15 protein-coding genes and 1 pseudogene are annotated in these 22,789 nt (G+C 38.6%); 7 read left to right on the top strand and 9 right to left on the bottom strand.

The window, feature by feature from the left end; all coding sequences use genetic code 11:
- Positions 1 to 112: 112 nt before the first annotated feature.
- Positions 113 to 1,426, top strand: coding sequence for an ATP-binding protein (locus FTT74_RS11435; protein ID WP_070153175.1), 1,314 nt, complete (start codon positions 113 to 115; stop codon positions 1,424 to 1,426).
- Between the two features lie 143 nt (positions 1,427 to 1,569).
- On the opposite strand, the gene FTT74_RS11430 is transcribed toward FTT74_RS11435, so the two are convergent.
- The 8 genes from FTT74_RS11430 to FTT74_RS11395 form a co-directional block, all read right to left on the bottom strand.
- Positions 1,570 to 2,688 (bottom strand): hypothetical protein, encoded by a 1,119-nt coding sequence (locus FTT74_RS11430; protein ID WP_179989052.1) that lies wholly within the window; start codon positions 2,686 to 2,688, stop codon positions 1,570 to 1,572.
- A gap of 10 nt (positions 2,689 to 2,698) precedes the next feature.
- Positions 2,699 to 3,703, bottom strand: a complete 1,005-nt coding sequence (locus FTT74_RS11425; protein ID WP_070153169.1) for a YecA family protein — start codon at positions 3,701 to 3,703, stop codon at positions 2,699 to 2,701.
- 18 nt (positions 3,704 to 3,721) lie between these two features.
- Positions 3,722 to 5,071 carry a type II toxin-antitoxin system HipA family toxin gene (locus FTT74_RS11420; protein ID WP_154320132.1) on the bottom strand — a complete coding sequence of 450 codons (1,350 nt, stop codon included), beginning with the start codon at positions 5,069 to 5,071 and terminating at the stop codon, positions 3,722 to 3,724.
- A complete protein-coding gene (locus FTT74_RS11415) occupies positions 5,061 to 5,351 on the bottom strand; it encodes a helix-turn-helix transcriptional regulator (protein WP_070153163.1) in 291 nt (96 codons plus the stop codon). The genes FTT74_RS11420 and FTT74_RS11415 overlap by 11 nt, the downstream gene beginning before the upstream one ends.
- Before the next feature lie 401 nt (positions 5,352 to 5,752).
- Positions 5,753 to 6,223, bottom strand: a complete 471-nt coding sequence (locus FTT74_RS11410; protein ID WP_228291711.1) for a hypothetical protein — start codon at positions 6,221 to 6,223, stop codon at positions 5,753 to 5,755.
- On the bottom strand, positions 6,223 to 6,546 hold the full coding sequence (locus FTT74_RS11405) for a DUF3240 family protein (RefSeq protein WP_004974301.1): 324 nt from the start codon (positions 6,544 to 6,546) through the stop codon (positions 6,223 to 6,225). The genes FTT74_RS11410 and FTT74_RS11405 overlap by 1 nt, the downstream gene beginning before the upstream one ends.
- Positions 6,539 to 9,622 (bottom strand): efflux RND transporter permease subunit, encoded by a 3,084-nt coding sequence (locus FTT74_RS11400; protein WP_004974298.1) that lies wholly within the window; start codon positions 9,620 to 9,622, stop codon positions 6,539 to 6,541. Before FTT74_RS11400 ends, FTT74_RS11405 begins: the two co-directional genes overlap by 8 nt.
- 10 nt (positions 9,623 to 9,632) lie before the next feature.
- The gene (locus FTT74_RS11395) at positions 9,633 to 10,856 is read right to left on the bottom strand and encodes an efflux RND transporter periplasmic adaptor subunit (protein ID WP_004974297.1); all 1,224 of its coding nucleotides are present in this window, start codon (positions 10,854 to 10,856) and stop codon (positions 9,633 to 9,635) included.
- 684 nt (positions 10,857 to 11,540) lie between these two features.
- On the opposite strand from FTT74_RS11395, the gene FTT74_RS11390 reads away from it, so the two are divergent.
- The 5 genes and pseudogenes from FTT74_RS11390 to FTT74_RS11370 form a co-directional block, all read left to right on the top strand.
- A complete protein-coding gene (locus tag FTT74_RS11390; RefSeq protein ID WP_094069346.1) occupies positions 11,541 to 12,245 on the top strand; it encodes a hypothetical protein in 705 nt (234 codons plus the stop codon).
- Entirely contained in the window at positions 12,232 to 14,502 is a 2,271-nt protein-coding gene (locus tag FTT74_RS11385; protein WP_070153152.1) for a hypothetical protein, read from the top strand. Before FTT74_RS11390 ends, FTT74_RS11385 begins: the two co-directional genes overlap by 14 nt.
- On the top strand, positions 14,486 to 17,674 hold the full coding sequence (locus tag FTT74_RS11380; RefSeq protein WP_154320135.1) for a tyrosine-type recombinase/integrase: 3,189 nt from the start codon (positions 14,486 to 14,488) through the stop codon (positions 17,672 to 17,674). Before FTT74_RS11385 ends, FTT74_RS11380 begins: the two co-directional genes overlap by 17 nt.
- A gap of 329 nt (positions 17,675 to 18,003) precedes the next feature.
- A complete protein-coding gene (gene tnpA / locus FTT74_RS11375; RefSeq protein WP_257229519.1) occupies positions 18,004 to 18,321 on the top strand; it encodes an IS200/IS605 family transposase in 318 nt (105 codons plus the stop codon).
- Between the two features lie 61 nt (positions 18,322 to 18,382).
- Positions 18,383 to 19,494 (top strand): annotated as a pseudogene (locus tag FTT74_RS11370) (IS66 family transposase); the annotation flags it as partial.
- A 485-nt stretch (positions 19,495 to 19,979) separates the two neighbouring features.
- On the opposite strand, the gene FTT74_RS11365 reads toward FTT74_RS11370, so the two are convergent.
- Positions 19,980 to 21,152 carry a replication initiation protein gene (locus FTT74_RS11365; protein WP_094069347.1) on the bottom strand — a complete coding sequence of 391 codons (1,173 nt, stop codon included), beginning with the start codon at positions 21,150 to 21,152 and terminating at the stop codon, positions 19,980 to 19,982.
- Positions 21,153 to 22,008: 856 nt separating this feature from the next.
- On the opposite strand from FTT74_RS11365, the gene FTT74_RS11360 reads away from it, so the two are divergent.
- Positions 22,009 to 22,782, top strand: a complete 774-nt coding sequence (locus FTT74_RS11360; protein WP_094069344.1) for a ParA family protein — start codon at positions 22,009 to 22,011, stop codon at positions 22,780 to 22,782.
- Positions 22,783 to 22,789 lie beyond the last annotated feature (7 nt).

Raw genomic sequence — 22,789 nt, 5'->3', positions numbered from 1 at the left:
AATTACACTTTTATGCGCATAAAAATGTAAAATTCCGCACTTTTCTGCGCGTAAAAGTGTAGGCTGAGTTATACTACAGGCAGTTAACAGTCTTAATTGGCGGGAAATGACAATGCAGCGCAACTTACTAAACGCCCTAATAACATGGAAAAATCAACCGGTGCGCAAGCCATTATTGATCGATGGTGCAAGACAAACAGGTAAAACCTATCTGCTACAAGAGTTATTTGGGAATACCTTTGCCAACATCCTTCGTATCGACTTCCTTGAAAACCCTGCCTACAAAGAAGCGTTCGATGGCTCTCTGTCACCTGACGAGCTAGTAATGAATATTGAGTTGTTAACCAACCAAGCGTTCAACCCAGAAACCGATCTGCTGATATTAGATGAAATTGGCGAATGTGAACGTGCCGTTACCTCACTAAAGTACTTTGCTGAAAAAGCACCGTCCTATTTTGTCGCTGCCAGCGGCTCGAATATTGGTTTGCTCAACACCTTCCCTGTGGGCAAGGTAGAACAATACAATTTACGACCACTGACCTTCCAAGAATTTATTTACGCATCCAACGAGCAAGCGCTGATCAAAGCGTTTGATAGTCAAGCAAGCACACCGGCAGTACACACCAAATTGATGGACAAACTCACTGACTACTTTTTTACTGGTGGTATGCCGGAAGCCGTTTCTGCTTGGTATCAGTATAAGGATTCAAGCATTCTAGAGCGTGTTGAAAAAGTCACAAAAATTCATGCCGATTTAGTGGAAGGTTATCGCCGCGATTTTGGTAAGTACGCGGGCAAGGTCGACACCACACTGATTGAATCGGTATTTAATAGCATTCCAGCCCAGCTATCACTTGTCAGCGATGAGTCGGTTAAACGCTTTAAATTTAAGCATGTGCATGAGCGTAAATCTCGTTATAGCGATTTTGAAACCGCGATCCATTGGCTTAACTGCTGCCGCCTAGCTTTGCCAAACTACCCTATTGAAGGATTGCCGAAATCTCCGTTAGCGGCCTATAAAAAAGAAAATATGGTGAAACTGTTTTTGTTTGATGTGGGTCTGCTTAATCATATGCTCGGCAGCAGTTATAAAGAAATTAAGCAACAAAACTATGAATACAAAGGTTATGTGGCTGAAAACTTTGTGCAACAAGAGCTCACTGCCATTGGCGTTGACCCAAGCTATTCATGGAATGACGCCCGTGCCGAAATCGAATTTATTTTGGCGACCGATGAAGGCGATATCGTCCCTGTGGAGGTCAAAAGTGGTAAACGTACAAGAGCAAAATCGTTGGCATCCTACGTTGAAAAATGTACTCCAAGTAAAACCTTTAAGTTAACGGGTACACAAGGCTCATCCGCATTAGAGCAAACCAATATCGTGATGCCTTTGTATTTCACGCAGTATTTACCACAGAGATGGTAAAAGCGCGTTACTTAGACCCCGAGGTCTACACAAAGTGACTTCATAGGTAACAATTTGTAGACCTTTGGTGGGCTTACAACCTTTCAACCAACCCTCAATCGGTTTTTTGCTAACGTCATTTGGCCAGCCTATCGCCTCATCGTTTAAAGCAAATCACTCAAGCGATTTAACAGTGCTTTACGGCTATTATTCGCCACAACAAAGCGCTTAAAACGTTGTTCAAACGCCGCTTCATCAGCTTTGAACTGATAGGCCTCAAACAGCTGATGCAGATAGCGTGATGCCGCATCGTAACCACTGGCGCAAGTTCGATCCGCTTGCTCTTGTGATTGCTGCCAGTAGTGCTCACGTTGATTGTAGATATACGTCAACGCTTTTTCTTTTTCCGCTTTTTCGATAGCTAATTTTTTTGCGAGTGCTGCGGCTTGCTCTTGCTGTAATTGACTTTGCGCTTGCTCAATGAAAGGAGAAATGACGGCGGAAGTTAACCAGTATTGATAGATCTCGTCTGTGTTGACAGGTTCTTTTCGCGTCAGCGCTAAGGCTTGGTGACGGGTTAGCTGGCCTTGCTCAAACAACGTGCGTAATAGCGTGTCTTTCTCTGCTTGCGAGAGATTATGGATCCACGCATCAAGCGTAAGCTGAGTTTGTTTGGCTTGGTGACTGGGTTGTTCGCTCAGCACCATGGCGAGCGCCTTAACCAATGCTAAGGGAATATCATACAGCGCAGCAAACGACTGCTCCTCTTCCCTGAGGTGCTCAAAATCGAATTGAATTAACGGCACTCGCTCAACGCCATCATTAAAATCAAACGCTTTGAGCCACATTAAGTACACAAGGCGCCAATCCCCTTGCATTAACCCGCCGCGTAAAGCGGCTAAATGCTGGAAAAAGTCGTCAGCATGCTCATCGTCAAAATACTCATCACACTCCTCAAGGGAAAAAATCAGCAACTGCCACTCATCGTTTTCGTGAACATGAAGTCCATCACTTGAAAAGCCAAGTAACGCATCTGGAAGCGTTCCTGCTGGTAGCTTGATGTATACATCGATTGAGCCCCAATCGGCATAGTAAAAACCGATATCAAAGTATTTTAACATCAGCTCAAAAGGCTCGGCCTTTAGATCACTGTAGGTGTAATACACCTGAAAGGCCGTAGCGCTGATCTCGGCACGGCTTGAAATGGCTCTGAGTGCTTGACGTGCTTTAGCATCTAAATACCCATCCAGACGCTCAAATTTATAGTATTGAAATTCGCTCACGGTGACCTTGCTATTTATTTATTGTGAATTGAAAAGTTTGTTTTAACAAAGGCTGTACCTGAATCACTCTGGCGACTTGTTCAGCGTTTATATAACGTCTTGGGTCAATCGTTACAAATCCCCAAAACTGCAAAAATCGCTCAATAAATCGTGATTCGATGAGCATACTTAAGTTTCTTTCTGGCGAGAAGTAATCATCCGTAGGGAATACCAGCAATAGATTAGGGAAAGCTGTCATCACCTCTTTCACAAGCTGCTCCACACTGTTGTGGCTTTGAATACGCCACAGCATAAACAACCAAAAAGTGCGCAAGTCGACATCGTATTCGAAACTGTCCAAATAACCCCAGTTATATTTGCTGATAGCGGCCTCTAACATAGGTTTGAAAAAGGCCTGTATGCCTAGCGCTTGATACTGCTTTTGCGCTGATTTTTTTACATGGTAGCGGCCACTGCGCCGATAAATAATACCGCTAATTTCGGCAAGCACTCGGGTGTAGTGCAAGGCATTAAATTTGTCTTCATTGCTGCCCGAAAACTCGCTGATGCTTATACTACGTTCTAATTGAGCAACGGCAAACTCAGGCAATAACTCACTGGCCTGTTTAACCAACTTAGCCGGTAAGTTGCCTTTACTCGTGGCTTTGAAGGAGCCTTCTTGCGCCATGGCCTCATCAAGAATGAGGGCTAGATAACGCATTATTGGGCTGGCAGAAAGAGAGTCGGGAGTGCAAATTGTCACCCACTTTAATTCATCAAAAGGCGCATAAAGCCAATTGGCCATTTGCGTTGGCGTTACGCCACAAAAATCGGGATGAGGTTGATGATTGCGTTCTTGCACTTTGTGCTGCAAAGCGGCATTGAGTTCATCAAGACTCAAATTTGGGTTCATTGCCAGCATGGTTTCAACATCATCGAAGACTTGGGCATGTTGCTTGGAAACGCTGCTCATACAACAACGTTTAAATTTTTTACCACTGCCACAATGGCAAGGATCGTTTCGGCCGAGCTTCATTACTGTCCCTTCTTATTGTTATAGAAAAAGCGCTGCATTTTCTTGTTTACGCTGCTCCAATGTCTTAGCAATCACGGACATTGTTGTTTTACTGATCCCTTGTTGCTTGGCAAGATACGTAAATTGGCTGATGGCTTCTGCGACTTCTTCAATAACTTGCTTTGCATCATTCCAATTCGCAAAGCCAGCACTAGTAGCAAGTTTTTGCATCACCTTAAGCGATGGCGCTTTGCCATAACCGCCGAAAGCAGTGGCGTGTTCGTTGAATGGATGTGGGCTGTAGGTAACATCGTAAAAAGGTGCAGGGTTCCATTGACCGTCATCCGCTTGCAAAAACGCCCAGTTTTTACTGTGGTCGTCTTGGTTAGACGACAGCAGGTTAAAAACGGCACGGCGAAATTGCAGCTGCCCAGCAGCAGGAGATTTACACAACTGACGGCTGGCTTTGATCAAGTCAATATAATCTAAACTTGGCGTTCGAAAGTCTGCATCCAGCAGCCCGCAAGCGCTGTGCATATGCAAGCGACCTGAACTGCGATTACCGCTTAAACGGGCCTGCTCCGTGACATAATCAAAACGCTTAAGCGCCAACCAGGCAGACGCACCGCTTGTAGTTGGTGCTTCAATGAGTTGCCAGACTGGTGGTTGGCACTTGGCAAGCTCGGCCATTTGCAAATAAACCGCTTCACACAACCCTTCTTCATGCCCGAGCGCGAGATTTTTCGAGGTAAACTTAATCAGCCAAGCCTCATCTCCAGGCTGAGCAAAGGTTCGACAATGCTGAGTTTCCCCTGCAGGCATATAAATCTGCGCCTTAGGCCTTGCTCCACCCGAACTACCACCGGCGACTAATGCGGCCAACACCTGTTGCGTATGCCCATCTAACTCATCGTGATTATCATCCATATAATCTGACATTGAAGCATCGAACAGCGTTTGTGCTTCTAAGCCCAAGGTTGCTAAATCAATGTCCGCGTATGTCGTGGCTGAAAACTCAGACACCGGAGCAAAAGACAGCGCTCCCATGCCTTTATCACCGACAAAGGCCAGTCTATCCATCGCCGTTAATTGATTAGGTAGGATGCCCTTTTGCCGGAAAATACGATCTTGTAACAACATGCCCCAGCCATCGGGCAAACAATCCCCAAATACGCCATGTACACCTTGGTGCGGCGCTTTAGGTGCGGCTTGAACTAGCGTATTCGCTTGCAAGGTAAACGGTGATAAATTGCCAAACTGCTGCAAATAGTCGTCAGTATACTGAAAAAAAACGCCTTGCCGATTCTGCGCCAAGACTCCAACAGATATCTGCTCACCTGAGCTTAGCGTACGAGTAACATTAAGCTTCTGAATCGGTTTAAAACTCATCTTTTAGCACCTCATCAATACTCATGGGTATAGCAGCGCGTTCTTTGCTAAGTTGCGTGAGCTGATAAAGCCTATCTAGCGAATCAAGTGTCTGCCATAGCAACAGCAATTGACGAAATGAAATTTGCCCGGTCAGCTCAAATTTCTTAATGGTGGCCGCAGGTACGCAGCTTCGCTCAGCCAATGCAGCGCGCGACAGCTTTGCCTGCTTGCGTAACTCACGTAAATAAGCCGCATAAGCTTGGCTTACATCGGTATCATCAAGTAAGGTAAAATTCATCCGCAAAGACCAAATGGATACAGTTATATCCATTATAGCGAAATAAAACATAAAGTGGATACTATGATATCCATAATTGCGTAGAGTGTTGAAAAAATCACTCGATAAAGCCCTTCAAAACTGCTATTTTTAGACCCTAACAGCAGCATAAGATTAACCCGTTAGGTCAGGTGGCCTAACTTAAATAAAAAAGTCTCCGACAAACCCGGTACGGTTCAGCCATATATAACTCCATCAACCTGATTTTTTACCATTCGGTTTACCTAATTAATCATCACAAAATTATGTTGGTGATTATTTGGTAAATTTTTAAAAACTTATGTGACCAAAATTAAACGATCTTAATAAACATTAATTCCAATAAAAATATTTTAAAACGTAAGTTATTGATGTTATTGTACTTATATACACAGCAATTTATACAATTTAATGTAAATTATGTTGGTGACTATTGCCAAGGTTGGGGTTTCTGCAATACTTGAAATACGTTGTGCTAGATCTTGATCTAGCCGGTATTTATTAGGCAAACGTATTTGTTTTTCTATCCCCAAACTAGGTTCATAACTATTGGCTTGTTTTCGCTCTAGTTGTGTATCCGTCTTACGTACTTGCATACCGGCTGTAACAGTCCACGGATTTTGCCCTACTTTTAATCCTTGTCGGGCAAAGTCTGCATAATCTTGCTCTGATATTGCAGCACGCACATTCGGATGTTCTACTAGACTCTGTTGTACTGCTTCAAGTGGTGGCAAAGCAGCTTCAAGTTGAGGTTTTGCAATTGCTGTCGAAGCCACTGTAAAACAATAGCCCAACCCAAACAGATACCAAATTTGGCCTAGAAGTGTTGATTTAAATTTGATATTTAATGTCATTAGTCAAGTGCTCCTTGGCTCATATAACCAGAAATTAATGTAGGTATGACCCAATAAAAACAATCACTTGATTTAAATTTTTGCTGAATATGCGCCAAAACCAATGATACAGATTCGTGTTGTACAATCAGCAATATAAGATTCCGTTCAGTTGCTCCGCGAATTTTTTCCTGAACATTACGATAATGTTGGCGATTACCAAACCCTTGTGCGTTGACACAAGTACACCCTGAAATCAACTCAGGAATTAACCACAAATGCTCCATAAGTTCTTCAGCAATATCAGAGGACACGTTAATAGAGAGTTGGCATATTTCAGACATGATGATCTCGCGCTAAACCAAATTTTTTAAACAAGTTAGGAAGTAAAATCAGAGTCAGCAAAGTACAAGAAATAAGCCCTCCAATCACAACTATCGCCAATGGACGTTGAATCTCGGCACCAGGGCCAGTAGTAAATAACAATGGGATCAAACCTAAAGCTGCAATACTCGCGGTCATCATGACTGGACGTAAACGGCGCATAGCACCTTCACGAACAACTTCCTCAATTGCAACACCACGAGAAATCAGTTGATTAAAATAACTAATCATCACTAAACCATTCAGTACAGCAATCCCCATCAAGGCAATAAAACCAACTGATGCAGGAACAGATAAATACTCACCTGTTAATGCTAATGCAAATACTCCACCGACTAACGCAAAGGGAATATTGACGAAAACCAATACGGCTTGACGCACCGAACCCAAAGTCGTAAATAGTAAAAAGAAGATCATTGTTAATGCAGCAGGTACAACAAGCATTAAGCGAGCAGCCGCACGTTGTTGGTTTTCAAATTGCCCCCCCCATTTGAGTGAGTAGCCGGTTGGTAACTTGACTTTCTCTGCAACCAATTGTTTTGCTTCATCTACAAAACTAACTAAATCACGATCACGTACGTTGGCACGTACCACTGACATTCGTGATGCATTTTCACGATCAATTTTTACGACACCCTCAGTCTTAACCACTTCTGCTAAAGATAACAATGGCACTGCAGCTGCATTCTCAATTGGCAAGGCAATATTGGAAAATTCAAAACTCGACTCTCCCAAACGTGGATCCCCTTTCATCATTAATGGAACAGGGCGCCCCTGTTCAATAATGGAACCTATTTCTTTGCCTTCCACGAGCATCTTGAGTTGGGCTTGAACATTTTGACTGTCCAATTGATTTCGTATAGCCATATCACGATGGATTCGCAGCTCTTGATACTGTACTCCCGAATTTTCGAGTGTCATGACATCTTCATTGCCTTCAATGCCTTGTAGAACTATTGCAATTTGCTTTGATAAATCATTAAGCTGGTCTAAATCACTTCCAAAAATTTTGACAGCCAAATCTCCTCGTACTCCAGACAACATTTCTGAAGTGCGCATCTCTATGGGTTGACTAAATGTTAAGTTCACGCCAGGAACATCTTGAAGTACAAGACGAATTTTTTCTAAAATTTGCTCTTTATTTTTGACTTGCCATTGCGTTTGTGGTTTTAGCACAATGAAACTATCTGTTTCATTTAACCCCATAGGGTCTAATCCCAATTCATCAGAACCTGTACGTGCCACAATTCTTTCAACTTCAGGCACTTGTTCCAAAATACGTTTTTGAATATCCAGATCTAATGCAATTGAGTTTTGTAAGCTAATCGAAGGGATTTTTTCTAACTGTAAAATAGTATCTCCCTCATCCATGGTTGGCATAAATGACTTTCCAATGAATGGGAAAATCAATGCAGCCAGAAGTAAGGTACCACCTGCTAAGACATAAATCTGTTTAGGATGGGCTAAACTCAGATTCAAAAGTTTTCGGTAACCAGTTTCTAATTTAGCTACTAAAAAGGGTGTGTGATGTGCTTTCGGTTTTAGAAAGAATGAACACAGTACAGGAATCACTGTCAAAGAAAAAATTAGTGAACTTGATAAAGCAAATACAATTGTTAAAGCCACAGGTGAAAAGAGCTTCCCTTCCAATCCTTCAAGCGTGACCAATGGAATAAACACTAACATAATAATGATCATGCCTGCTGTGACTGGTACTGCAACCTCAGACACTGCGCGGTAAATCATATTTAATGGCGGTAAAAAAGAACGTTGCGGTGACTCTTTTGCTTCAGCAAGTTGCATTTCAATATTTTCAACCACTACAACTGCAGCATCCACTAATAAACCAATCGCAATCGTCAAACCACCTAAAGACATTAAATTGGCACTTAAACCAAAATGGTGCATCATCAAAAAAGTACTTAGTGCAGATAATGGTAAAACTGCCGCAACCACTAAAGCAGACCTTAGGTTTCCTAAGAACAATAAAAGTAAAATCAAGACTAAGACAATAGCTTCTAATAACGTTTTACTTACGGTATGAATGGCTCGGTTTACCAACTCACCACGATCATAAAATGGTTCAATCGTTGTACCCTGTGGCAGAGTTTTTTCAATGTCGGACAAATGCTCACGAACATGTTGAACGACTTGACGTGCATTCGCACCTTTTAAAGTTAATACAATACCTTGGACAGCCTCACCTTGGCCATTTTCAGTCACTGCACCATAGCGTGTGAGTGCTCCAGTATGTACCTGTGCAACATCTTTAACCCGCACCAATGTTCCTTGATGGCTAGAAACAATAATATCGCCTAACTCTTCAAGGTTTCTGACGCGGCTATCGCTTCGGATCAGTAATGACTCTCCATTTTCATTAAGCCGCCCAGCACCATCACTGGCATTATTTAGCTCGATTGCCTGTTGTAGCTGTGTTAAAGATAAGCCTCGTGCCGCCAGGGCCTCTAAATTAGGGGTCACTTCAAATGTACGAACAAGTCCCCCCAAAGCGTTAACATCGGCGACCCCTTCAATTTTACGAAGTTGTGGACGAACCACCCGATCAAGTAGAGTTCGTTTTTCCATATCACTGAGTGGCCCATGTAAGGTAAACATAAAAGATTCACCTAATGGGGTCGTCATGGGTGCAATTCCACCTGACGTACTACTTGGTAATGCAGACATCACATTACTTAAACGTTCATTCACCTGTTGTCTAGCCCAATAAGGGTCAGTGCCTTCAGCAAAGTCTAATGTGATAATCGCAATCGCGTATTTAGATTGCGAACGCATTACTGTCTGATGAGATATTCCCAACATTTCTTGTTCAATGGGTACAACAATACGGCTTTCCACCTCTTCGGGCGTCATGCCGGGCGATTTCATCACAATTTGTACTTGCGTACTTGACACATCAGGAAAAGCATCAATTGGTAGTTTCGTAAAAGCAATGTAGCCTGCCACACTGATCGCCAATGTGAGCAATAATATTAAAATGCGCTGACTAAGTGAAAAGGCGATAAGACGTTTTAACATATGTCTCACCTCAACGTTCTGTAGTGCTAATAGGTGCTTGCTCTGCACCAAAGCCAGACCACACCGCCTTGAGACGCTCTACACCACTGATAGCAAGTTGCATTTTGGGTTTTAATTTTTCAGCTGTAATATAACTTTGCTGCTGATCAGCTGATAGAACTTCAACCGTTACAGCTTCAAACCCCTTCTGATTTTTAACAAAAATAATGTGTTTACCATCTTGTGAGGTTATGGCAGTACTTGGTACTGGCCATGCTGCAATTACTGTTGGCTGCTTACTTTGAACATGAACTTTGACAAATTGTTGCACCCGCAAACAATTATGTTTGGTATCCATTTGTACGATGATATTTTGAGTTTGTGTATTCCCTACAAGTGCTGGAGCGATATTTTGTATATGCCCTGTAATATCACAACCTTCAACCTGAACAACATCCCCAATATGCACATATTTACTGTCAGCTAAATTAGCTTGTAATAACAATTGTAACGGTGAATCAGCGTTTACAAGTTGACCTAATACTGTACCAGCCTCAACATACTGACCTGTAGAAACCTGTAAGTTTTCTATATAACCACTTGTTGGGCTTTTAACATAGACAATGGAATTTAGACTATTTACCTGCCCTCCTCCCATAAATTGCAGCATTCGCTGTTTTGCACCTAAGTTAATATTAAGACGCTGTACTTGATTCTGTGCCTCTTGCACACGCTTCTCGGCAATAATGCCTTCAGCATATAAGCTACGTTCACGTGTTAAATTTTGCTGGGCTAATTGTTGTTGAGCACGAAGCTGCAATATTTCATTTTGAATCTGAATTAAATCTGGACTATGTACAGCAAGTACATGATGATTCCGGGTAACTTCTGCCAAGGGTTGTACCAAAACTTGCTGCACCATTCCTGAAACAGGACTAGTCAGTACAACTTTGCTTTCTGGTGACCACTGTACTTGCCCTTGTAAAATAATTTGTTTTTGTATGTTAGTAGAAGAAGCACCTAATGTGTGTAATTTGATCCCAACTTGCTCAATTTGTTTTGAAGAAATTAAGATTTGTTGCTCTGAGACTTCAGGACTCCTCTCAGCCTCTGAAACCTGTCTCTCTACTTTAGCCTCTATATTTTTATTCGAGAGCAGCTTACTTCCCCACCATAGCCCAAGGCTAATCAAGATCAAGACGCTCATTAGATATAATAGTTTTTTAAAATTTAGTACATCTACTCGCTGATCCACTCGTTTCATCCTTCAAGAGATTTTCTCTACAAAGCTAAGATTAAGTTCTTAAGATCAGATTAAGTTTATAAACCTATTTCAGACTGCATAGGCCCAAGTGAACCGTATTGGGTTTGTGGGAGACTTTTATTTAACTGATGTTACGTAGTAAGTGCATTTTGAGCATCTTCGCTACTACATGTTGTAGTCGATTTATAAATTATTAATAATCATTATATTAAACTATATATTGTTATTATTTCTCACGAAAATCAGCATCAAAACATAGGTGACTTTTATAAACTAAAATGTCTAAAATGAAGTGACCAAAACCACATTAAATGATCTAAATTGATCAAAATTTTACTCCACCAAAAACTATATACCAGTAATCAAATCATATACTTATAATTAAGGTCATTTAATGGAATAAATCTCGGTGACCTTGCCAAGGTTGGGGTATTTTTATGATCTAACTTTTACTACTTTGTAGCAGGAATCACAGCCATACAATCAATCAATCCCAACCTCGGTAATAGCTTAAAAATATTACTAATAAAAATAGAACCAAATTAAATTATGCACACCAAAACTATAAATTGTGTCTACTTTTCTACACTTACACAATAAATACCGTTAGATTACTTGAAAAGTAAACAGTTAAATAGTAGAAATGTATCATAGTTATATTTTAATAATCTAAATATGTGCCGTGGAACGCGTAAACAAGTAACTTCTGAATGTTCATTTAATTTTGATAACCCCAAAATTATCTTCAAGCGAGATCTTTCTAAACTCGCATTAAACACTCATCCAGATTTTGCTGGCATTCATCACTGCTATCACATGGCCTTTCGAGCTCTACGATTAACTTCTCATTTTCGTTTAGCATCAAACAAACTCAATGTTTGGTCTATAGCAGGAATATCCAATTTCTGGATCGCTGATAATTTTGATTTGTACCTGCATCACATGAAGCTTCCGCCTTCACCTCAGGAATTACATGTATATACGTTCCCACCTGATGCCAACTTACAACAACAACTCAAACACTATGCAAGCTTTGAATTCTTAAGTTTTTTGCAAGCAAATACTTTTGATATACACAATTTAAATCCGCAGCATCTTCAGCAAGCGATCAACCGATATATTTCGACTGAAGTTTTACTCGACTTTAATCGCTTACATTCATTCAAAGCACATAAAACGCTCAGTCTTGAGGGGCTTGGTAAGTTACTCAATTTTAGCCATACACAACTCCACAATAGAAACAGAAAAATCCATGCACGTCGCCAGCATCTACTTGACGAAGTCAGCAAGCAATCAAAAGTCGTCGATCATTATTTAAATCAAAATGATTTTTCACCAAATCCAACAGATTTTTGGAATTGTTCATATGCACGAAAGTGAAACTAAGCCCCTTCCTCAACCCAAAATTTTATTATCAGACTTATTAAAAAAGCTTTTTAATGCAGAGGATTTGTGTCTTCATGCACATATTAACTTTATCGCAGATCTATTGGTTTACCATGACTGCTCAGATTATCTTAAGGGGCTTGTTCTCAGTGAGATTGAATCTGATATTTCTACAAGTTCACCACCTCGCATTCCCGCTACTCTCCAAGCGTCTAGAAAATCTAAAATTGGTGATTCCCCAATCACGTATTACATCAACAGTATTGCCAGCATTTATCATGCGCACACGGAACTACTCACCTGGAATGTGCTCGTCCTTAAAGCAGCACTATATTTATTAGCATTGCCGCAGATCAAACCAGATTTATTTGAAAAACAACATACAGAGCATCTCAATACGATTAAGCGCTTATTTCAGCGTTTCCGCGTTGCAAACAAGTCTTTTTTTGCAAAAAAAAAAGATGCTCACGCATTAGATTATCAAGCATTCTTAACTCTTAAATTCCCTGCTTTATTTCTATCATTAGAGCAATTTGTAGAGTCTGCTCTTCAACCTGAAGCAGATCAAGAACTAAATGATTTTCAGAAAAATTTCTGTGATGAATTACGTATTGCATTCAATTATGTACTAAAAAGCCGTCCAAAAATTGCCAAATCAAGTGTAGATAGTAAACTGCAATATCGTACATGGGATACCGATGGAACTATTAACGAAATCATTGAGACTAAAAAAAGTAATAGAGGTTTAGCTAATGAGCAAGCCCTTGACGAGCAAGAAGACCCCTCTGTTATTGTTCAAGCAGATCAGATTACACCACTTGCCAGACATTCTAAAAATGCCCAACGTATGGCACTTTCGTTAATTCCAAAACATATGCAACGACAAGATCATTTGCTCACTGCAAGTTGTTTACTCCCAAGTGTTTATACTATTTCTGACCTAATTACATACCTGTATCATGATGATAAAAAACATAATGATAAAAGCGTGCTCGTTGTATTACTTTGCTTAATCACAGGCGTTGGCTTTAAAGACTGGTTAAATTTTCAAAAAAGGCGTGTAAAAAGATTAAATCATCGCCAAGTCATTAAATTGCAAAGTGACCAATACTATCTCTCAACCAAATTCAGCATTTTTGAAGATGCAACGTTTGAATATCCGGAGTCACTGATCAATAACACCGTTCATTTAGATATCCCTATCCCAAATCACTTTATTGATCGTATCAAAGCAGAACCAATCATCACTGAAGATGAGCTAAAGAAAAAAATTAGAATAATAAAAGATGAAGTCAAAATTCCTCAGCTGAACTTATCAAAAACTAGCTCATTACTGCATCATGTTATTTTGCAAAAAACAGGCAATAGGCAACTTGCTGACATCATCACTGGTGTAGATGCAAGTCACTCTTCTTCAAGCTCTTACTGCCATTACAATGTAAATAAATTACAAAAAAATTATGTCAAAGTTTTATCTGAACTATGTACACAGCTCGCTGAAAATGACTACGGTGATATTGTCTATAGTGATCAGTCCATCTGCTTTGGTAGCCAAAAAGCACCAAGTAAAAATGTCATAAAGGACATCCTTTTCTATCTTTACACCAAAATTTATACGACTTCAGATAACGACTGGGTAGAAAGTTTTAATGCTTATAGCATTTGGATGTGGCATATCCTACTTTTGTTTACCGCTGCACGACCTGTTCGGGACTTTCCAGGTTTTTTGAATAATATAAGTTTTCAGCAACAGACAATTATGCTGTCTGACAAAGAGGTCGGTGGTAGACGTGGCTTTGGACGCTTGATTCCACTTTGTGCATTTCTCATCGGTGAATTAAAGAAATATCTTCGTTTCCTCGAACATATCCAACAACATTACATGGCGATTAACCGCGAAATCTCAGCCCAAATTGATGCCATATTTAATAATGAACAGCCTCTGTTAAATCTTTTACAAAATGGCACACTCACTCCGCTTACACCTTCCAATGTGCGTGACTTTCATCCTGAAGTTGGGTTAGCACATCCCAACTGGCACCGCCATACAACACGTGCCTTTCTCACCAACAAACAAATCCCCGAGCCTTTAATACTTGCACTTTTTGGACATGAAGCCTTCCAACAGGAAGCCGCACATCCATTTTCTAGTTTGTCTCTGAACCAATATCGCGCGCTCGCAACACATTTAAATGAAATGCAGGAATATTTTGAAATTATTGGAGTGAATTTAAATGTCCTCATCGCTTAAAAAAGCAGATCAACTGTTTGCCGAAAAGAAACGAGAACTTACTCGACAATTAAATGAACAAAAAATTCAAAATGAAGTTCATGCTTCACTCCGCAAATATTTTTCAGAACAGCAGTTTGATCAGAATCCACATTTGCTAGGTGATTACGGCGAGGTTTATAGCCACATCAAGAAAAACTCTACGAGTAAAAAGTGGATCAAGTTTGCATATGATTTTTTTGAAGATTACATCAAAGAGTTAAATGCTCAGCATCGCTTGGATTTAGAGCTGCCTCATGCTGTTTTAGATATTAAAAGAGATAAGCCTATCGTGACCATGAGCTGGAATGCCGATGGTCATGAAATAAATGACCTCGTACAACAGCTTTATAATTATTGGGAATTGGCTGAAAGCTGTGACTCATTCTCAAATGAGGAAATCGTGGGCAATATTATATTGTCTGCCATTCTATTTGGTGGCTTAAATGAAAAAGCTGAACTTAATGCCTTGCTTGAACACCTCAGAAATCCAGTAAAAGTACGCCATTATAAAGACCTTAATATTCTTTTTTTAGAATCCCATTCTAATCATTATGGCGATATTTTTATTGATGAATATACTGTTCGAAAATCTAGAAATTTTATTCCAGACCCCGTCACACGTCTGTGGCTAATACATTTTAATCTGAGAGATATTCGACATGTTCATCTTCCCGTAGAGGGCTATCTTGAGTATATCTTTCGAAAAATAAAGAAAAAGTTTAAAAAAAATAGCTTATCGCATTTACTTCAGCATGCTCGCTACAACTGGTTACAGCTTCCCAACGTAGATATAGATCCGGCGCTCTCTGAATGCCTCATCGGGAATTTACTCAGTTGTGGTTTACCCGAACAAGAGTTTGAGCGTTTTGTGCAACCAAAATTTAAATATAAGCATGAGCTCACTACTGAAGTCATTCATCAGTCTAAGAATTTACCTCCACAAACTGTTTATTTGCATCATGAGCAAGATGCACTAAAAGATGTACTAAAAATTCATAAAGACTTATTAAAAATTATTCGTCTTCGCCAAACAGATGCCCCAATCTATCAACTCATGATCGATTATTGTATGGAGAATGCAAAACTCTTTAATGAATACAGTAAACGAATCACCCTGTGGTTAATTAGTCTCTTTAAACCACCTCAAGAAGATATAGATCTGCTAGCTCAGAGATTTGATTTTTGCGCTACAATTTTTGCTAAAATCATTTCCAACAATAGCCAGTTAGCCAAAAGCTCAATTTACACATACTACACTCGAATTGGTGAGCCTTGGCTAATCTATTCTTTACAATATCAATTTTCTGAGGACGATGAAGAAACACGCCTGCAAAAAATATATGCACAGATTTATCAAAATAACTGTATTGCTGAAAGTCTGCTCGAAGATACTGTTAAAAAATCGGCTGCTCAAATTGTAAAAACACTCAAACGTTTTCATCAATTTCAAGAACAACTATTCGATGCCCCAGCATTCACTTTAGAGACGCTGGATCAACAAACCAGACCACGCACACGTATTATCAGCCCAGTCACATTTCAACTGTTAATCAAAAAACTTCAACAAGCACATCTACAAAATATCATCTCTCAACATGACTATGAAAATCTTAGTCTTATTTATACGCTTGCTTACAGAACTGGGATGCGAATTAATGAAATGATTGGTTTACGTATCAAAGATACTGAAGGATTAAACAGAATATCATTATTGGTCAAGCCATATGGGTCAGAAAAAATAGGCAATGAACACAGATTAAAGACTGACAGCGCGCAACGTAGCGTGCCCGTGTATTGCTTACTCAAAGCATCTGAGTATCAACAATTTCATCAATATGTTGTCAAACAGCGGTTAACAAAAAAACCGAATGATTATTTATTCAGTCAGTTCAATGAGAATAAGAAACTCAGCCAGCACATGCTGACTGCACCCTTTAAAAATTTTATGGATCAGTTATTCAAGCAACATCACTATACATTTCATTCATTTAGACATTCTGCAGCAAATCATTTAGCATTAATTTTTAAATGTGATTATCATTTTTTGTCTGATAGCCTCACAGACTATACGGAAGTTGAATATAATCAGCTCAGGGCTGAGTTATTACGTAATTCAATTGATCAAAATCATTGGATTATCATCGCACATCTTTTGGGGCATCTCGAACCCATCGAGACCTTTAAAAGTTATATTCATGTAGCTTACTTTATTGCAGGTTATCAATTTTCCAAATATCGCCCATTACTAAGCAATGGTTTGGTTAAGAAAATGCTGGGGATAAGCAATTCAACACAAGAGTTACATTTTCTAAAATCGCTCAATGATCAGTCTGAATTCAATTTTGAAATGCATGCTACAACGCTCTGTAAACTCCTTCTAAACAATCAAGAAAAATGGATAGCGAGCAATGCTCACACACTACATGCAGAATTAGAGGTAAATCAAACGCAAGAACATTGTATTTTTGACTATTTTGTCGCGACTCCAGAATCTAAAATCGATCTTGATCTATTTTATAAGGCACTCTGCTTATTAGAGTTATACAAATATGATACGGAGCGCGTAGCACAAGAACTTTGCCTATCTCATGAGCTCATCAAGTATTGGTATGACAATGCAATCCAACTCAAACAACTTAAATCTAGAAAAAACAATCCAAGACTTTTTCATATAACCGAACTGCAATACATCAAACCGTCAATGATTGATACTAATGAGGACCTTTTATTGGTCACACATTTTTTTAACTATCTACAAGCCTGCTATCAAAAGTCACCTGAAAATATTAGGTATGTCTTAGAATTCTTTATTAATCACGTAACTGCTTCACATACAGGTTTACATTCAACGCGGAAAAATATTCAGAATCTGGAAAAATTCTACTATGCGGCCAAAGATCTGTTTCCTGCCAACATGTGGCATTTACTTGGAATAGATATGGTTAATTTTTTAAACAAAGAAATTACGCCGAATCTACTCAAACTTGCCAAGGCAAATCAGAAACTAGAAGGTTACCCAACAACAAAAGAAAATAATGCACGCTTACAGCTATATTCCTTAAAACAAGGCAAAGCACTACCGGCTTTTAAATTTTGTTTACATCTGGCTTGCATTGGTAGGCCTGCTCAATTGCAGTTAGAAATAAAATGACTTCAATAAATCATCGTAACGGATACTGCTTAACTCTCGTGCTACACCTAAGTTTTAATGGTGAGTGTCTGTTTTAATTTTTTTTGGGGGTTATACAGTTAATTAATGCTGATAAAAGCCTAGGCTGGCCATATATAATTCCATCAACCTGATTTTTTACCATTCGGTTTACCTAATTAATCATCACAAAATTATGTTGGTGATAATTTGGTAAATTTTTAAAAACTTATGTGACCACAATTAAACGATCTTAATAAAAATTAATTCCAATAAAAAATATTTGAAAACGTAAGTTGTTTATTTCATTGTACTTATATACACAGCAATTTATACAATTTAATGTATATTATGTTGGTGACTATTGCCAATATCGGGCTTTGGATTTTGATGCTGTATTGATTGAATTTAATGGGGAGGATGATCATGTTCATTTATTAATTAATTACCCACCAAAAGTTGCTATTTCAAATTTAGTGAATAGCTTAAAAGGTCTATCTAGTCGCCACCTTAGAAAAGACTTTCCTGAAATTAAAAACAAACTTTGGGGTGATTCTTTATGGTCGCCAAGTTACTTTGCTTCAAGTTGCGGTGGTGCGCCATTAGAAATTATTAAACAATACATCGAGCAACAACAATCACCTCATTAGAATTAAAAATCGAGCCTTATATCACCTCCATAAATGAGGGTGTTTTACGGCTCATTGGATAAATAAACATAAACGTCGACTACTCCCAGATCATTTAGCAACCGTACGTATTGAGCATGAATCTGCATCAACGCAATACATCTGTGGGTGCACACTGCGTCGTATCGGCGAATATCAGTGAAAAATTGAATTTCAGACCAGCGCAGTTCTATAAAGAACAGCATGTGCGTGGTAAATGGGTTTGTGATCAATGTGACACCCTGACTCAGCAAACGATGCCTGCCTATGTGATCGATAAATGTATTGCGACACTTGAGTTACTTAGCCATGTGCTGGTATCCAAATATGCTGATCACTTACCGCTGTATCGTCAGCGACAGATCTTTCTGCGCGCAGGTGTAGATCTATCTAGATCCACCCTGTCAGATTGGATTGGTCGCTGTGGTGTAGACACTTGAACCTCTGGTCAATGCCTTAAAACAGGTGGTGCTGCAGCAAGGGGGTGATCTATGACTTTCAAGAAACCGTTCAGGTCTGCATGCAGAAGAATTCCTGAATGGCTGGCAGGGACATCTGGTCTGTGATGATTACAGTGGTTATAAAGCACATTTCAAATCAGGTCAGATCATTGAAGTAGGTTGCATGGCACATGCATGTCGTAAATTCCATGAACTGCATATCACTGGGAAAAGTCAGATTGCTGAACAGGCACTGGTGCTGATTCAGAAATTGTATGCGATAGAAGCAGAGTTAAGGCACAAGACCGACGGTACAGCGCAACAACGCTGCGAATACCGGCAACGGCATAGTCAACCAGTGATGCAACAACTATATGAATTGCTCAACCAACATCATCTGATGGTGCCATCAAGTTCTACCACCGCTAAGGCAATCAATTACACTCTAAAGCGCTGGCAAGCCTTAAGCCGCTATTCAGATGATGGTAATCTATCTATTTACAATGATTTGGTGGAGAACCAAATGCACCCTTGGGCTTTAAGTCGTAAGAACTGGTTGTATGTTGGATCACTGCGCAGTGGTCAGCGAGTTGCTAACATCATGACATTGATCCAGTCAGCAAAGTTGAATGGTCTAGATCTGTATGCCTATTTAAATGGTGTACTGCAAAAGTTGCCGACATACAAAGTGATCCAAATTAAAAGATTGGCATAGAGTTTAGAGGATACTTACAAATCAATGGTATCGCCAAGTTGATCGTCATCATCTTTAGCTAAAACGGTCTTTAGCTTATCATTTGTGGCTAGACGCAACAGCATCAAATATCTAGCTTAAGAAGCATCTCAGAGTAAATTTTTACAACAAAGCTAATAAGCTTAGGCTATTTTAATAGTTTTCATGATCCGCTGCTTTATACAAAGGCTATAAAAATATTTAGTAATTTTTTATCTAAATTACTCTATATACTTAAAACTTGGTTGATCTCCCTATCTTAACCACACCATTTTTTGAGCACTGAAAAACTTTTTTCTGCAAAAATATATGAGGAACAACAAAAGTGTAAAATCTAAAAATAATATCTATTCTTTTAACTATTTTTCATTCAGCTATACACACAGATATTTTGTATCCAATTTTCTTAGTACTTGAATTCTTCAGTGATACATTAAAAAATGTGTAGCAAGTTGCTACACTTTTCCTTAGACAAGCTCTTTACCAAAAATATCATTCAGCCTATCACGAATACTTTGTACAAATTCCGGATTATTTTTTAGTTTATGCTTCATATTACGTTTAAAGTCATTCAAGCTCATACCAACTTCAGCAAAATCCATTTGGAATAAAGTGTCATTAATAACAATATTTGCTTGAGAGTCAGTGAGACAACCAATTTTTTTAAACCACTTCTTGAACTGCGAATACTTTTCATCATTATTAAAAATGTACCAGGAACGTACATTCGTATCGAATTTTGCCCCCAATTCTTTTACTAATGCATTCTCTTCAAATGGAACATCAAGATAAATTTTTTCAATTACAGCAGTTTCATTTAGTGTTTTATCAGTAATACGCTGATGCAGTTTAAAATTCACCCCCACAATTGGGCGCCCTTTTTTTATGGTTTCATACTCTAGTTGTAGATCTGTATTTTCGTTAATTTCTGCAACTATTTTATCTAATACATAGCGTCTAAAATCTACCCAGCGATCATATTTAGTTTCATTAATATCAATCAGAGCTTTCAAGTTTTCTAAAAGCATTGGGACTTCATAACTCTTTTGGCTTGCGTACTTGAATTCATTTTTAATGAAATACGTATAAAGACTCATACTAGCAACAGAATCCAAGGCAAACAGATGTTTCAATTGATAGGTGGTGAAATTCCCCCCAGCCAACTGCGTGAAATACGGTAACACCTCACTGGTAAAACGAATCTGAATGGCATTTTTAGAATCATCTTCCCATCTTAACTCACGGATAATAGGAACGACAGAATGTACTTTTTTAGTCTTTCTCTTACCATCATCAGTAGGTTCCTCAATAATAAAATGAGCCACCCTAGATGAAAGTTCTTTATAAATCCGGTCTATTGCAACATTAATCGAATTGCGTTTATTCAATCCTAGTAAATCTGCCAAATCATCCTTATACAGATAAATATAGGTTTGTTCTGTGATTTCACCATTTACCCTATTTTTCTCACTATAATTTGCAACAGCCATTGCATATAGGAGCGCCTTATATTCATTGGCTGATAACTCAATTGGGCGAATTAAGCGGTTACTAGTGCTAACAACGCCATTATGACGAATATTGCCTATACAGTAAGGAATATGATTCAATTCTTCTTGCAATGATTCTGATTCTGTCATAACCGTGATATTTATATATTTAATTCTATTTTTATATACAAAAGTGGAAAAACTTTCAAGACTTTCACCACAAGAATCTAAGAGTGGAAGGCTTGTCATCAGAAATATGCATTTTTGACGATTTATTGTCCTTAAAGTGGAATGAAATATATTATTTCCACCATATAGTGACAGACCTTCCACCTTTAGCTCTAAACTAACAGTTCAAAATACCCATTTTCACTTATTTCTTCCAAATTTAGGTATGCTATGTCAGATAGAAACCTAGATGTGACAAGGCTTCCACCTTTCATTAGATTTGAAAGGTATAAATGAATAGATAATCATCAGGAAATATCCAATAAAAAAAATTTATCCACAGGGTGCTAACACATAGTGACAAACCTTCCACCCTTAAAGATTGTTTAGCCAACTTTATCAACAAATTAAGTATTTATTTTTGCAAGAGTTTTTTAAAAAATATAACCTTTTTAAAAATAGTAGTGACAAACCTTCCACTCTTGTGACAAACTTTCCACTTTACGGTGACAGACCTTCCACCTTTGAGTGACAGACCTTCCACCTTTGAGTGACAGACCTTCCACCTTTGAGTGACAAACCTTCCACTTTACGGTGACAAGCCCTCCACTTTTAAACTTATAAGCATTTGTTTTATATAGCAAAAAAACAGTCTTAATTATTAATTAGCTAAATAAATAATTATACTAATTATTAATTAAGCTAGCTTATTTAAAAATTAGTTTTTTAAGTTGTTTTACACCTAAATAAATAAGATTTATAAATTTAAAAACTATAGTATGATGAGTGAAAGTTATTTATATTGTTAAACATTCAAATACGGAAGCATCTGACACGTATGTCTGCAAAAATTATTACGGTTGCTAACCACAAAGGTGGATGTGGCAAAACAACGACCGTTGTACATCTAGCCTCTGAACTTGCAAATCTTGGCAATAAAGTTTTAGTCATTGATTTAGATCCTCAAGCAAACGCAAGTTTACACATTGGGATCCAACATCCAAGCGAAATTGTTGTTACTTCAGCAGAATTACTCGTTGGTGATATTTCATTATTAGCTGATGCATTACAAGAAGAAACAAACTTTGAAAAAGTATCATTAATTTATGGCTCATTAAATTTAGGAAAAACTGAAGACCAGCTTAAAGAAGAAGCTCCTCGTCCTTCAGAAGAATTAAGCATCAAGCTAGAACTGTTAAAAGATCTTTACGACTTCATATTAATTGATTGCCCACCTAGTCTTAAACTATTAACCAGTAATGCCTTAGCATCATCAACACATGTCATTATCCCTATCGAATCTGGATCACAATATGGACTGTATGGGGTAACAGATCTTTTAAACCATCTTGAAAAGATAAAACGTATTAATCCAGATTTAGAGCTTTTAGGCGCTTTACTGATTAAACATGATGAACGTCAGAATGTTTGTAAATTGATTCGGGATGAAGCTTTAAAACAGGTTGGAAAAATTTTACAAACTACCATTCCTCAAAGTACTAAAGTTAATCAAGCAGCAATTCTGCAACAGCCACTTTTGAAAGTAGAAAAAAATTCAAAAGTACGTAAGGCTTTTGAAAGCCTTGCTTATGAAATTGTAGCGAAAGTTTAAACCTGAG

The sequence above is a fragment of the Acinetobacter sp. YH01007 genome, assembly GCF_013420425.1.
Lineage (GTDB): Bacteria > Pseudomonadota > Gammaproteobacteria > Pseudomonadales > Moraxellaceae > Acinetobacter > Acinetobacter towneri.
Note: the sequence above shows the minus strand (reverse complement) of the source record. Positions and strands in the feature narration are given on the sequence as shown.

Excerpts from the sequence above, each read along its gene's own strand:
- FTT74_RS11365 (WP_094069347.1), bottom strand. The coding sequence starts at position 21,152 with ATGACAGAATCAGAATCATTGCAAGAAGAATTGAATCATATTCCTTAC.
- FTT74_RS11400 (WP_004974298.1), bottom strand. The coding sequence starts at position 9,622 with ATGTTAAAACGTCTTATCGCCTTTTCACTTAGTCAGCGCATTTTAATA.
- FTT74_RS11385 (WP_070153152.1), top strand. The coding sequence starts at position 12,232 with ATGCACGAAAGTGAAACTAAGCCCCTTCCTCAACCCAAAATTTTATTA.
- FTT74_RS11380 (WP_154320135.1), top strand. The coding sequence starts at position 14,486 with ATGTCCTCATCGCTTAAAAAAGCAGATCAACTGTTTGCCGAAAAGAAA.
- FTT74_RS11415 (WP_070153163.1), bottom strand. The coding sequence starts at position 5,351 with ATGAATTTTACCTTACTTGATGATACCGATGTAAGCCAAGCTTATGCG.
- FTT74_RS11420 (WP_154320132.1), bottom strand. The coding sequence starts at position 5,071 with ATGAGTTTTAAACCGATTCAGAAGCTTAATGTTACTCGTACGCTAAGC.
- FTT74_RS11390 (WP_094069346.1), top strand. The coding sequence starts at position 11,541 with ATGTGCCGTGGAACGCGTAAACAAGTAACTTCTGAATGTTCATTTAAT.
- FTT74_RS11435 (WP_070153175.1), top strand. The coding sequence starts at position 113 with ATGCAGCGCAACTTACTAAACGCCCTAATAACATGGAAAAATCAACCG.
- FTT74_RS11360 (WP_094069344.1), top strand. The coding sequence starts at position 22,009 with ATGTCTGCAAAAATTATTACGGTTGCTAACCACAAAGGTGGATGTGGC.
- FTT74_RS11405 (WP_004974301.1), bottom strand. The coding sequence starts at position 6,546 with ATGTCTGAAATATGCCAACTCTCTATTAACGTGTCCTCTGATATTGCT.
- FTT74_RS11410 (WP_228291711.1), bottom strand. The coding sequence starts at position 6,223 with ATGACATTAAATATCAAATTTAAATCAACACTTCTAGGCCAAATTTGG.
- FTT74_RS11425 (WP_070153169.1), bottom strand. The coding sequence starts at position 3,703 with ATGAAGCTCGGCCGAAACGATCCTTGCCATTGTGGCAGTGGTAAAAAA.